The following is a 12,231-nucleotide window of genomic DNA, read 5'->3' on the forward strand; positions in this document are numbered from 1 at the left end:
CCGCTCCTCCGCACACCCGCTCACGTGACGAGGACCAGACGGCGCGTGGACCGGGTCATCGCGACGTAGCGGTCCACAGCGGCGGCATAGGCCGCTGAGCCCGGGGCCCAGCTCTCCGGTTCGACCAGCGCGACCACATCGAACTCCATCCCCTTGGCCGTCTCCGGTGTGAGGACCCGGATGCGGCGGGCCGCCTCGGCGGCAGGGGCGCCGCCCTGTTCCGCTGCCTCAGGGGCAGGGACACCGCCCGGCATCAGCACCTTCGCCGCCGCCTCCTCAGGAGCGATGACGCAGGCAGTGCCCTCGGCCTCCGTGCGCAGCCATGCATCCAGCAGCCGCCGCAGCCCGGCATGATCGGTGCGAACCACCGGCTCACCCGAGCGGCGCACGGAGCGGGGCACATTCGCCTCCGGCATGACGGCGCGGATGACGGGAGCCGCGGCCTCCATCACCTCGGCCGGGGTGCGGTAGTTGACGCTCAGCTCCGCAACCGTGACGCGGTCCATCCCGAGCGCGCCCAGCCGCTCCGCCCATGTGCCGGCGAACCCGCGGCGGGCCTGCGCCCTGTCGCCCACGAGCGTGAGACTGTGCGAGGGGCACCGGGACAGCACCATGCGCCACTGCGCATCGGTGAGCTCCTGCGCCTCGTCGACGATGATGTGCGCGAAGGGGCCGTCGAGGCTCCTCTCGGCCTCAGGCGCTCCTGCCGCCTGCGCACGCGCATCGGCTCCGTCGCCCTCCCCGGCATCAGGGTCCGTGAGAGCATCGCGCAGGTCCGCTCCGCGCAGCATCGACATGATCTGCAGGTCGCCGTCGTCGGCGGAGATGAGGTCGGCGGCGACCCGCTCGCGCTCCTCGGCCTCGGCGGCGCGCGCAGCGGCCCTGCGGCGGGCGTGCCGCTGCGCATCGGGATCGCCTATCCGCCGGTGCGCGGCGTCGAGGAACGGGAGATCGGCGGCCGTCCACGCCTGTGCGCGCTCGCGCACGAGGAGCCGTGCCTGCTCCTCGCTCAGGCCGGGAAGGCACAGGCGCGCGTAGTCCGGCACGGTCCAGAGGTCGCCCACGATCTCCTGGGGGCGCAGGAGCGGCCAGGCGCGGGAGAACGCGGTGCGCAGCTCCTCGTCCTGGGCGAGCGCGCTCCGGAACCGAGACAGCGAGGGCACCTCTCCGCCCGCGTCCACCGCGCGGTCGTGGAGGATCTCGACGAGCGCCTCCCACACCTGGTCACGGGCAGCGTTGTGGCTCGTTCCCGGCTCGCGTGCATCGAAGGCCTCCTGCCACACGGCGCGGTCGACCAGGAGGTCGGCCCACGGCGTCTCCGCCCACAGCGCCTCGGCGGGCGGCTCCTCGTAGATCGCCACGGCGGCCTCGAGCGCGGCGACCGGATCCGCGGACTCCTTCAGCCGACGCGCCTCGGGAGCGTCCTCCCCCGAGGCGGACTCCCCCTCCGGCACGAGGTCCGCGAGGGTGCACATGCGCACGCCCTCCTCGCCGAGTGCCGGGAGGACGTCTGCGACGTAATCGAGATACGGCCGGTGCGGACCGATGACGAGGACCCCGCCGCCGCGCCGCAGCCGGGGCCTGGAGTGCAACAGGTGGGCGGCCCGGTGCAGCGCCACGACCGTCTTGCCAGTGCCCGGGCCGCCGTCCACCACGAGCTGACCTGCGGCATCGGCGCGGATGATCGCGTCCTGATCGGCCTGGATCGTCGCGAGGACATCGCGCATCTGCCCGGTCCGTGCGGCCCCGAGGCCGGTGAGGAAGGCGGACTGCTCGTCGAGGGCGAGGGGCTCGGAGCGCTGCTGTCCCGGTGGGACGGATCCGGCAGGGCCCAGCTCTGGTGCACGCGCCTCGGATGCCTCGTACAGGGCCTCGTCCCAGAAGTCCGCGATGCGGCCGCCCGACCAGCGGTACCTGCGCCGGCTGCGCAGCCCCTGCGGATGCGCGAGGGTGGCGGAGAAGAAGGGGGCGGCCGCGGGCGCGCGCCAGTCGAGGAGCAGCTGTTCGCCCTCGGAGCCCAGGAGGCCCATCCGCCCGATGTACACGGGTCCGGAGCCGTCCTCCGGGACCATCCGGCCGAGGCAGATCTCCACGTCGAAGCGGCGCAGGAGCCGCAGCCGGGCGCTCAGCCGGTGGATCGCGAGGTCCCGTTCCAGGGCGGCCTCACCGTAGCCTCCGGGAGAGCGGCGGAGACCGCGGAGGCGAGCGCGCACCTGGGCCTCTCCCGCGCGGAGGGCCTCGGCGACGGCGGACAGCTGGTCCTGGTCGCGGGCGGTGAACTCGGGGGCGGTCTTCCACTCGAGGTGCGGTGGCAGGGCGAAGAAGGACGGAGTGTCCATGAGCAGCTCCAAAGGGCAGGTGAGGACGCGGCGGGGAGGGACGACGAGGTGCGGCTGCGCGCGGCGAACGCGCGGCAGGAGACACGATTCTCACCCCCTGAGGGGGCCTTGCGGCAAGGCCCCCTCCGTCCCGTATTCTGAATGTGCAAGGGGACAGCGGAGCACGGAGGCTGCGCACGGATCGGCCTCGTGCACCCTGAGGAGGACGTCAGCCGGCATCGCACCGGTGCGCGCACGGACCGGTCCGGAACCTGTGGCAGAGAAGGGGTTCCATGCGCATCCAGACATCCGGGGAGAGGGCTCGCGCGGCGGACGGGAGCGCCTCGTCCGCCGGTGCCCCGAGCATCCCCGGGGCACCGGACATCCCCGATGCCGAGTCCCTCACCCCCAGCGCTGCGCGGATCCTCGAGGTCGCCTCGGCGCTGTTCTACGAGCGGGGCATCCACGCGGTGGGGGTCGACACGATCGCGGCCGAGTCCGGGGTCACGAAGCGGACCCTGTACAACAACTTCCGCGCCAAGGACGTGCTGATCGCCGCGTACCTGAAGAACAGGCACCGCACGTGGTGGGCCTATCTGGAGCAGCGCATCGCTGAGGCTCCCGCGCCCAGGGCGCTCGTGCTCTTCGACGTCTACGAGAGGGACACCCTCACAGCCACCCGCGGCTGCGCCTTCCTCAACGCCGCGGCCGAACTCCCCGACGACCATCCCGGCTACGCGATCGTGCGACTGCACAAGAACTCGGTCGAGCGGCGGATCCTGGAGCTGATCCGGGAGGACGCCATCGGCCATCCGGACCCCGAGCGCCTGGCGCGGCACCTCTTCCTGCTCCTCGAGGGCACGTTCGCACACACCGGCGTGCAAGGGCCCGGGCTGCTCCGCGAGGCGCGCGAGATCGCGCACGAGATGCTCTCCGCGCCGGTTTCGGGTGAGCAGCCCGCCGGGTGAGCAACCCGCGGAGTGAGCGCTTTCTGTCGCCTCACGGCTCTGAAACCGACAGGAACCGCTCACTTGGCGGGAAGAGCGGAGGGGAATGCTCGGCCGTCCGAGTTTCGCCCGCATCACGGACAGGCGGCTTGTGCTGTGCGGTTCTGAGTATCGTGTGACCACTCGCGCACACGCGCCCCACCCGCCGCACCTCGTCGAGGAGAACATGATGTCCGCAGCCAGCAGAGAACCGGAACCCGCGAGGACCGCGACGGAGGCAGGCACGGTGCCGGACTCGGGCGCCCCGGGCACGGGCGCCCCGGGCACGGGCACCTCGAGCACGACGGCCGAGGATCGCAGCGGCTACTTCGCCGTCCTCGTGTTCCCCCTCCTCATCATCACCGGCGGCCTCGTGGGCTTCTTCTTCACCGACACGGTCTCCGCCGCAGCGCCCGCGGTGAACCCCATGCTCGGCGTCGTCATGCTCACGATGGGGCTGACGCTGCGGCCCGTCGACTTCGCACTCGTCGCCAAGCGCCCTGTGCCCGTCCTGCTGGGCGTCGTGGCCCAGTACGTCATCATGCCGCTCGTCGCCCTGGGCGTGGTCACGCTCCTGGGTCTGCCGCCGCTCATCGCCGCAGGCGTGATCCTCGTGGGCTGTGCGCCCGGCGGCACCGCCTCGAACGTCGTGAGCTACCTGGCGCGCGGCGATGTGGCGCTGTCCGTCACGATGACCTCGATCTCCACGCTCCTCGCACCGCTGCTCACCCCGCTGCTCACACTGTGGCTGGCCGGCCAGTACATGCCCCTCGACGGCGGCTCGATGGCGCTGACCATCGTCAACGTGGTGCTGCTGCCGGTGCTCGGCGGCATCGTCATCCGCATGCTGCTGCCCAGGATCACCGAGGCGCTGCTGCCCGTGCTGCCGTGGCTGTCCGTGCTCGCGATCTCCGTCATCGTGGCGATCGTGGTCTCCGGCAGCGCGGAGACGATCATCTCCGCCGGGCTCCTCGTGCTCGCGGCCGTCATCCTGCACAACATCATCGGCATCGGCCTGGGCTACGGCGCCGCCGTGCTCTTCCGGCTGCCTCTGCCCTCTCGCCGCACCACCGCGGTCGAGGTCGGCATGCAGAACTCCGGGCTCGCCGCGGGTCTGGCCGCGCAGTACATGGACCCGCTGTCCGCGCTGCCGGGTGCCGTCTTCTCCGTCTGGCACAACGTCTCCGGCGCGCTGTTCGCCACCCTGTGCCGCAGCCTCGACAAGCGGAAGGCCGCCGCCGAGGCCCGGGTGGGTGCCGCCGCTCCCACCGAGTGAGCACTAACTGTCGGCCGGCGGCCCGGAATACGACAGGAACCGCTCACTCGGTGAGTGCAGGGTGGGAATCATCCGACACATGAGAAACTGAACGCTCTATGGCAGATCACTCAGCGGCAGAGGGGCCCGGCCCAGCCATTCCCACACGCTCCCTCCCCCGGCGCATCGCGGGCCACCCCCTCGCGCACCTCGTCGCGGCGTTCCTCGTGCTCGGCCTCGTGCAGGCCTTCCTCGTCAAGCCGTTCATGGTGCCCTCCGAGTCGATGGAGGAGACGCTGCAGGTGGGCGACCGCATCCTCGTGAACCGCCTCGCGTATGCGCCGCCGTGGGCGAACAGCACCCCGGAGAACGGCGACGTCGTGGTCTTCCACACGCAGGACGAGCTGTGGCCCTCCACCGCCCCGTCCCCCGAGGGCGGCTTCCTCGGAAGTGCGAAGCACCTGGTCAAGCGCGTGGCCGGGGACGGACTGGGCATCGGCCCGGGGACCGAGGACATGCTCGTCAAGCGCGTCATCGCCGTGCCCGGGCAGACAGTGGAGTGCTGTGATGCGCAAGGGCGTCTGCTCGTCGACGGCGAGCCACTCGACGAACCCTATGTCCACGACGACCTGCCCTTCGTCCCAGGCGAACTCGACTGCGCCTCGGAGCCGCGGTCACAGCGCTGCTTCCCCCCGGTGACGGTGCCGGAGGGCATGCTCCTCATGCTGGGCGATCATCGCGCACGCAGCGCGGACGGGATCTCGCAGTGCCGCGGCCTCGACGCGGAGACCTCGGCCGGCTGCGTCCGCTGGGCCCGCACCGAGGACGTGACGGGCAGGACCGTCAGCATCATCTGGCCGCTGGGGCGGTTCGGGGGCCTGGGCTCATGAGCACGGCGCCCACGTCCCGCCTCACCTCCCTCGACACCGTGCGCGGATTCGCCGTCGTCGCCATGGTCATCGCGCACACCTCCCCGTTCGTCCTCCCCGCGCCGAGGCTGGTGGAGTACGCCGAGAGCATGCTCAACGATGTCGCGGCACCGCTGTTCGCCCTCGTGATCGGCGCGACGATCGCGCTCACCGGGCCCGCGCCCGAGGCCGCCCCGCCCGAGCGCACCCGCTACCGCCTGCAGACGGCGGGCAGGGCGGCGGTGCTCATCGTCCTCAGTCTGCTGCTGAGCCTGCGGTTCTCAGGTGTGGTCATCGTCCTCGAACACCTGGGCCTCGCACTGCTGCTCGCGCTGCCCTTCCTCTGTCTGCGCACGCGCGCACTCCTGCTCTGGGCGGCGCCGCTGCTGGTCATCGGTCCGGGGATCGTCACCGCCCTCCGGCTCGCGGCCCTCTCCCACCCCGCGCTCACCGCCCCGGCGAACCCGCTCACATGGCTCCTCGACCGCCTCGTGCTGGGGAACAGCTACCAGGCGCTGGCCTTCCTGCCGCTGTACCTCGGGGGGATCGTGCTGGGACGATGCGTGCTCCGGAAGCCCCGCCGCGCGCTCGCACTGCTCATCGCCGCGGTCGTGTGGTTCGTCCCCGTGGAGCTGTGGCGTCTGCTGGACATGCCCGGCACGGGCCTCCGCGGCGGCTACGTCGAGGTGCTGCGGGAGGCGCCACTGGCTCTCGGTGCGTTCGCCTTCTTCGTCTGGGTGACGACCGCGGCCTCGGCGCGGGCGGTCCTCTCACCCTTGACCGCGCAGGGGCGGATGGCGCTGAGCGTCTATGTGCTCCACGTGCTCATCCTCATGGGCGTGTACACCGCCCGGACCGCCGCCGTCGGCACGGAGCAGGCGGCATGGTTCGCTCCGCCGCTGGGCTGGTCGATCCAGGCGGGGCTCGTGCTCGTGTGCTGGGCGTTCGCCGCCGCGTGGTGGCGCGGGCTGGGCACCGGCCCGATGGAACGGCTGACGGGCGTAGCCGCCGGACGGCATCCGGTCCGTGCGCTGTGGGCGGTGAGGCGCTGAGCCGCCGCGTGAGCGTCTCTCTTCATTCCCGTCCTGGGTTCTGCCGCCCTACCTACAAGTAACGCGGCAGAATCCAGGACGTGAGCGGATCCGGCGAACGCTCCCGTCCTCGCGCTTCAGCGTGCAGCGCCGATGCTCGCCACGAGGCCTTCGATCTCCTGCAGGCCGTAGGCGATGGGCGAGGCCACGACGGGCTGCCCCTGCCCGCCCAGCAGCAGGGCCGCCGGGCTGCGCTGCACGCCCAGGCGGCTGATCGCGGAGGCCGATCCGTACCGGCACAGCGGCAGGAGCTTCGGGAACATCCGCTCCATCTCGCGCGGCGTGGACGAGGTGGCGATCCGCACCGCGATGCCGTCCAGCTCCTCATGCCACAGGTGCGCCCGCTCCGCGACGGAATGGCAGCTGCCGCAGCTCGTGCTCAGGAAGACGAGGAGCGTGGGCCGGCCGTCGCCCAGCTGTGCCAGTGTCTGCGTGATTCCGTTGGCCCCCACGAGCTCGGCATGGGGAATGGGCTCGCCGAGGCGCACCTCTCCCGGCCGCGCCGGGTCCAGACCCAGCGCGAGCGAGAGGGGCGAGAGGGGCGGCGGCTCCCAGCCGTCGTCGGGGCCGCCTGCCGAGGCGCCGGCGCCCGAGGCGCCTCGCGGTTCCGCGGAGCCGACCGCATCCGAAGGCCCACCGGCCGCAGGTGCCCGGACGGAGTCCCTGAGCAGCCCGCGGAGCACGAACTGCTCGCGCACGAGCACGAGGACGGCGAGCAGCGACCAGCCCAGGCCGAGCCCGAGGACGGAGACCGGATCGGCGGCGAGCATCGCGCCGAGGGCGGAGGGGCCGGACCAGGCGTGGAGGAGCGCGAGGCCGGAGGCGAGCATGAGCACGCCGTTGCGGACGAGCGACCAGCCGGTGATCCTGCCGCTCGCGGCGAAGGGGCCGAAGCATCCGCAGTCGGCGTCCTCACCGCGGCGGAGCACGGCGGCGAGGAGGAGGGTGAAGGCGATGAGCGTGAGACCCGTCGCAGCGGCGGCGAGGCTGCGGAAGGGTCCGGGCATCAGCACGAGCACGGCGGCGAGGAGGAGCTCCCCGAGCGGGAGCGCCCGGGCGATCCAGCGGTGCTGGAGGAACACCGGTACCCGCAACGTCATCATCGAGGCGAGTGTGGCGCTGCTGCGGCCGAGCTTGGCAGCGCCCGAGAGCGCGAAGGTGAATGCGAGGAGCCCCGCCGAGAACGCAGAGGCGAACTCGGCAGGGCTCATCGTCATGAGAGCAGGATACCTGCGCTCAGGGCTCAGGCGCCGGCCGGGGCGTCCTGACCGGGGCAGAGCTGCAGGGTGACCGTGAGGGCCTCGAGGGCCGTGCGCAGCGGTCCGGTGATGATGCTGAGGACAGCACCGATGCCGGGGATGCCCTCGACGGCGTCCAGGAGCTGGTTGACGAGGCCGAGCTCGCCCAGGCTGGTCTCGACGACGACGAAGTTCTGCGAGACCGAGTTGGGCTGACCGGGCTCGGTGGACGGGTTGTCCGTGCCGACCAGGCCGAAGGTGACGGTGCCGCCCACGGAGACGTCCACCGCATCGCCACGGAGGGTGATGTGCTGCTGCTCGCCCTGTGCGAGGTCGCGGTTGAGCTCGATGATCGCGTCGTCGCCGTTGATGGAGACGAGTCCCAGAGCATCCGCGCCGGCGCCGCCGAGGGCGTCCTCGAGCAGGGTGATGTTGATGAGGCCGCCGCCGGTGAGGGTGAACTGCGTGCCCGCGGGGACGGTGCCCTCGGCCGCCAGGATGGTGAAGCCGCGGCTCTCGAACTCGTCGAAGCCCAGGCCGGAGAGCAGGGTCGTGGTCGTGTCGACGAGGGTGTTGGTGATCGGGGTGAGGAGCGGCTGCAGGAGGGCTCCGCCCGGCAGCGAGCCGACGATGTCGCTGAGGCCCTGGCGCAGCTGCGCCAGGTCGTAGTTGCCCGCGCAGTCGGCAGAGACGGCGACGTCGAATGCGTCGCCCGGGTCCACGGAGGCGGAGGCCATCGGCACGGACACGGCGGCGGCGAGGACCGGGACGGACCAGGCAGCGCCCTTGGCGACGCTGCGGCGGGACAGACCGGTGGTGGTGAGCTCGTCAGACATAGGTCTCCTCAATCGGCGATGGTGAGTCGTACAGCGTGTGGAGAATCTCCCCAGCTTTCTGCCAGGAGTTCTCCAACCGCCGTCGAATCTATGCTCACCTTCCGCCGCACGGGAGCTGTGCACCCAAACTCTTCGTTCATCGAGCCAAGCCTGCGCGGATTGTGCGTTATTGCGGCTCGCCGATGTCACATTCTCGATGCGCGAGACGGCTCCGCGCCCGCGCCCCGGTTCTCGCGCACCCCCGGCGCCGCCCTCATGCCCACGCGGTGCTGCGAGCTCAGCTCCCCCGCTCCTTCCGGAGCCGGCGCGGTCCCGTCCCGTAGACATCGCTCAGCGCGCGGCGCATGCTCATGGTGGTGCCGAAGCCCGAGCGCTCCGCGATCGCCTCGATGCTCAGCACATCGAAGCGGCTGTCCACGAGCAGGTTCCTGGCCGCCCGGGCCCGCTGCCGGCGGATCTCGCTCGCGACCGTCGTGCCCGCCTCGGAGAACACCGCCTGCACCTGGCGGAGCGAGGACTGCACCTGCTCGGCCACGAGCGCAGGCGTCAGCTGCCGGTCGGTGCACTGCTGGGCGATGATCGCCATCGCCCTGTCCCGCAGCACTGCCTGCGGAGACCCGGCCGCGCGGAAGCTCCCGAGGCGGTTGAGCAGTATCGCCCCTCCCATCTCCACGAGGAGCTGACCAATCGCATAGCTCTCGATGGCGGTGGGCGAGACCTCCACGGCGAGGACCGAGGCTGCGAACGACTCCGCGGACTCCTCCAACAGGGCGGCACTCGCGTGCAGCTCCGCGCGCTGCGGCAGCTCCGGCACGAAGGACTCCATGACGTCCCGGGGCAGGCCCAGCACCAGCAGCTCCCAGCTGCCCAGCAGATGCACCGGGCCCTCCGCGCCCGGCGGCACCACGAGCAGCCGCGCCTCGACGGGAGAGCCCTCGCGATATCCGGCATGGCTGATGAGGCCGCCCGACATGAATGCGAGCTCGAACATCCTGTCCGTCTGCGGGTTCGGCCGGCCCACGAGCTCCACGGCGCTCCCGCGCGCACCCATCACGCTGATCTCGCCGAAGCGGCGCTCCCGGTACACGAGGCCCGCTCTGCCCCGCTGCCGGCGCACACCCTCGGTGAGCAGGCCCAGACCGCAGCCGGAGACCTCGTCCCGCACCTCGTCTCTTCGCACCGCGGGCCGCCTCAGTCCTCGCCGAGGATGAGCTGCCAGGAGCGCGCGTACTTCCGACGCAGCCGCTCACGGGTGGCCTCGTCGAGCAGCGCCGCACGCTCCGGCGAGGTGTTGTCGATGAGGTCCGCGACCTTGACGATCCGCGCGATGTCGCTGTCCCGCAGGCGCGCGAAATAGGCCTCGAGGGCGACGCCGGGACGATGGCTCAGCCGGTCCACAGCATCGACGACGTGCTCGGGGAAGCCCGCCTCGCGCAGCGCGCCCAGCGTGGCGCCCGTGTCCTCGACCGTGTCGTGCAGCCAGGCGGCGGCCACCGCCTCCTCGCGGATGGCCTCCGGCGCGATGATCGCCGCGCGCGCCGCGACCCGGCGGGGATGGTCGATGTACTCGGCACCCGCCTTGTCCTTCTGGCCCGTGTGCGCCGTCCGGGCGAAGGCCTCGGCCCTGTGCGCCATCGTCATGGGTCTCCACCGCCTCTCCGTGCGCACCTGCCCTGCAGGACAGGTGTTTCAGCTCCCTCGGGGCAGGTGTTTCCGCTCCCTCGGGGCAGGTGTTTCCGCTCCCTCGGGGCAGGTGTTTCCGCTCCCTCGGGGCAGGCCGCTCACCTGCGATTTCCATGGTATGCGCCGATGCCCGTGCTGCGGCAAACCTATCAGCGCGCAGCAGCCGTCTGCCTGATGAGCACCCGCGGGCACCTACTGTGTGCCCGCGGGCCGGACACACGCATGACAGAACACCCTCCGCCGTCTAGGATCGCCGGGGCCCGACTCGGTTCGCCTCGGCGATCACCCTGTCACTCTGCACTCCCGCACCTGCGCGCTCCCCGCGCCCGGCCTCCCTCCTGCCCGCCTGCTCCCGAGAGGACCCGCCGTGACCGAACAGCTGCTCGCCTTCGCGCTGGCGACCGTCGTCATCCTCATCGTCCCCGGCCCGGATCTCATGCTCATGCTGAAGAACGCAGCGAAGGCCGGGCGCTCCGGTGCGCTCTGGACCGCGACCGGCATCATGGTGGGCAACACCGTCGTCGCGACGGCCGCGGCGCTGGGAGTCACGGCACTGCTGCTGAACTTCTCCGGCGTGTTCACCGCCGTGAAGATCGCCGGCGGCGTCTACCTCCTGTTCCTGGGCGTCCAGGCGTTCCGCTCGTACCTGCGGCTGCGGCGCGAGGCGAAGGCCCGTGCCGCCGAGGCCGCAGCCGGCACCGCAGCGGACGGCACCGAGCCGGCCACCAGCGCCATCGAGCTGGTCAGCGCGGTGACGCCCACCTCCTCGCGCGGGCGGAGCTTCCGCCAGGGCCTCCTGTCCAACCTGCTCAACCCCAAGCTCGCGGCGTTCTACCTCTCCCTGTTCCCCCAGTTCGAGCTCAGCCCGCTCGGGCCGGTCTCCGGTCACCTCGTCCTCGCGGGCGTGTTCGTGGCGATCGCGCTCGTCTGGTACGTCCTCCTCGTCGCCTTCCTCGCATGCCTGGGCAGCGTGTTCCAGCGGCCTGCGGTCGCGCGCCGGACCGAGGCGGTGGCGGGTGCGAGCCTCGTGGGCATCGGCGGGTTCCTGCTCGCCGGAGGGTGAGACCGGCAGGCACCCGCGGCAACGAGGTCCTGCCCGCGCGCCGACTCCGGCTGACCGATGCGCGCTCCCCAGCGGCGTCCTCTCCGCGACGGCGGGCAGCTGATCCGGGGACAGCCGATCCGGCTGCCGCGACGTTGCGGATCGACCACATGCGCACTCTGCCGCGCTGAGGCGCCGTCTGCGATCCTGGGGACATGTCGCACCCCGCTGCACGCCCCGTCCCGCTCCCCGGTAAGCGCATGCGCGCCGTCGGGATGCTGCTCTTCTGGCTGGGCGGTGCGCTGCTCCTCGCAGTGCTTGCCGTGGGCGTACTCGTCGCCGTCCTCAACTTCCGCGGGTTGGGAGAGACCGCCGATCAGGCGGTGCGCATCGACGGCTCAGCCCAGGTGCACGCCGAGGCCGGCGACACGCTGCTCTACTACTTCCCCGGGGACGAGGCGGACAGCCGCTGCGAGGTCGAGGGGCCCGATCCGCAGAGCCTCCGCACGCACCTGAGCTCCTCCTTCACTTTCGAGGGCACGCAGTACCGCTCGCAGGGCGGCTTCCATGCGGGCGCCTCGGGCACCTACACCGTGACGTGCACGTCCGCGACGGGAGCGCCCGTCCAGGACGCGCTCGTGGCCCCGCCCGTCGATGCGCAGGGGATCGTGTTCGGCGTGTTCGGCACACTTGCCGCGGTGTTCGGCGGCCTCTTCTTCGGCGCCGTCTGGCTCGTGGGGCTCATCCTCTGGATCGTCGGCCGCAGCAGGCTCAGGCGCGCAGGCGGGTGACGGGTCAGTGCGGCGTCCGCGCACACGGCGCACACACCCGGGCGCGCCGGGCAGGAGCCCTATGATGGGCCCAGCGACCGCAT

The 12,231-nt window shown here is 71.9% G+C and carries 11 protein-coding genes; 6 read left to right on the forward strand and 5 right to left on the reverse strand.

Annotated features, from left to right (window positions below; all coding sequences use genetic code 11):
- Positions 1–20: 20 nt before the first annotated feature.
- On the reverse strand, positions 21–2,339 hold the full coding sequence (gene helR / locus K318_RS0102620; RefSeq protein ID WP_029088320.1) for an RNA polymerase recycling motor ATPase HelR: 2,319 nt from the start codon (positions 2,337–2,339) through the stop codon (positions 21–23).
- Positions 2,340–2,611: 272 nt separating this feature from the next.
- Between helR and K318_RS0102625 the strand changes: the two genes are divergently transcribed.
- The 4 genes from K318_RS0102625 to K318_RS0102640 all read left to right on the forward strand — a co-directional run bounded on the left by K318_RS0102625 (position 2,612) and on the right by K318_RS0102640 (position 6,519).
- Positions 2,612–3,286, forward strand: coding sequence for a TetR/AcrR family transcriptional regulator (locus K318_RS0102625; protein WP_084499528.1), 675 nt, complete (start codon positions 2,612–2,614; stop codon positions 3,284–3,286).
- Positions 3,287–3,440: 154 nt separating this feature from the next.
- A complete protein-coding gene (locus tag K318_RS18875; RefSeq protein WP_245579736.1) occupies positions 3,441–4,580 on the forward strand; it encodes a bile acid:sodium symporter family protein in 1,140 nt (379 codons plus the stop codon).
- Positions 4,581–4,678: 98 nt separating this feature from the next.
- Positions 4,679–5,449, forward strand: a complete 771-nt coding sequence (gene lepB, locus K318_RS0102635) for a signal peptidase I (protein WP_029088322.1) — start codon at positions 4,679–4,681, stop codon at positions 5,447–5,449.
- Positions 5,446–6,519, forward strand: a complete 1,074-nt coding sequence (locus K318_RS0102640; RefSeq protein WP_029088323.1) for a heparan-alpha-glucosaminide N-acetyltransferase domain-containing protein — start codon at positions 5,446–5,448, stop codon at positions 6,517–6,519. The genes lepB and K318_RS0102640 overlap by 4 nt, the downstream gene beginning before the upstream one ends.
- 116 nt (positions 6,520–6,635) lie before the next feature.
- On the opposite strand, the gene K318_RS23350 is transcribed toward K318_RS0102640, so the two are convergent.
- From K318_RS23350 to K318_RS0102660, 4 genes are all read right to left on the reverse strand, one after another.
- On the reverse strand, positions 6,636–7,775 hold the full coding sequence (locus tag K318_RS23350; protein WP_029088324.1) for a TlpA family protein disulfide reductase: 1,140 nt from the start codon (positions 7,773–7,775) through the stop codon (positions 6,636–6,638).
- A 26-nt stretch (positions 7,776–7,801) separates the two neighbouring features.
- A complete protein-coding gene (locus K318_RS0102650) occupies positions 7,802–8,632 on the reverse strand; it encodes a hypothetical protein (RefSeq protein WP_029088325.1) in 831 nt (276 codons plus the stop codon).
- A 277-nt stretch (positions 8,633–8,909) separates the two neighbouring features.
- Positions 8,910–9,812 carry a helix-turn-helix domain-containing protein gene (locus K318_RS0102655; protein ID WP_156913743.1) on the reverse strand — a complete coding sequence of 301 codons (903 nt, stop codon included), beginning with the start codon at positions 9,810–9,812 and terminating at the stop codon, positions 8,910–8,912.
- 11 nt (positions 9,813–9,823) lie between these two features.
- On the reverse strand, positions 9,824–10,273 hold the full coding sequence (locus tag K318_RS0102660; RefSeq protein ID WP_029088327.1) for an HD domain-containing protein: 450 nt from the start codon (positions 10,271–10,273) through the stop codon (positions 9,824–9,826).
- 409 nt (positions 10,274–10,682) lie between these two features.
- On the opposite strand from K318_RS0102660, the gene K318_RS0102665 reads away from it, so the two are divergent.
- Both K318_RS0102665 and K318_RS0102670 read left to right on the forward strand, forming a co-directional pair.
- Positions 10,683–11,378 (forward strand): LysE family translocator, encoded by a 696-nt coding sequence (locus tag K318_RS0102665; protein ID WP_035280203.1) that lies wholly within the window; start codon positions 10,683–10,685, stop codon positions 11,376–11,378.
- A 194-nt stretch (positions 11,379–11,572) separates the two neighbouring features.
- Positions 11,573–12,148: a hypothetical protein gene (locus tag K318_RS0102670; RefSeq protein ID WP_156913744.1), complete on the forward strand. Its 576-nt coding sequence runs from the start codon at positions 11,573–11,575 to the stop codon at positions 12,146–12,148.
- The last annotated feature ends 83 nt before the right edge of the window (positions 12,149–12,231 follow it).

Origin of the sequence: Brevibacterium album DSM 18261 (genome assembly GCF_000426445.1) — a bacterium.
Lineage (GTDB): Bacteria > Actinomycetota > Actinomycetes > Actinomycetales > Brevibacteriaceae > Brevibacterium > Brevibacterium album.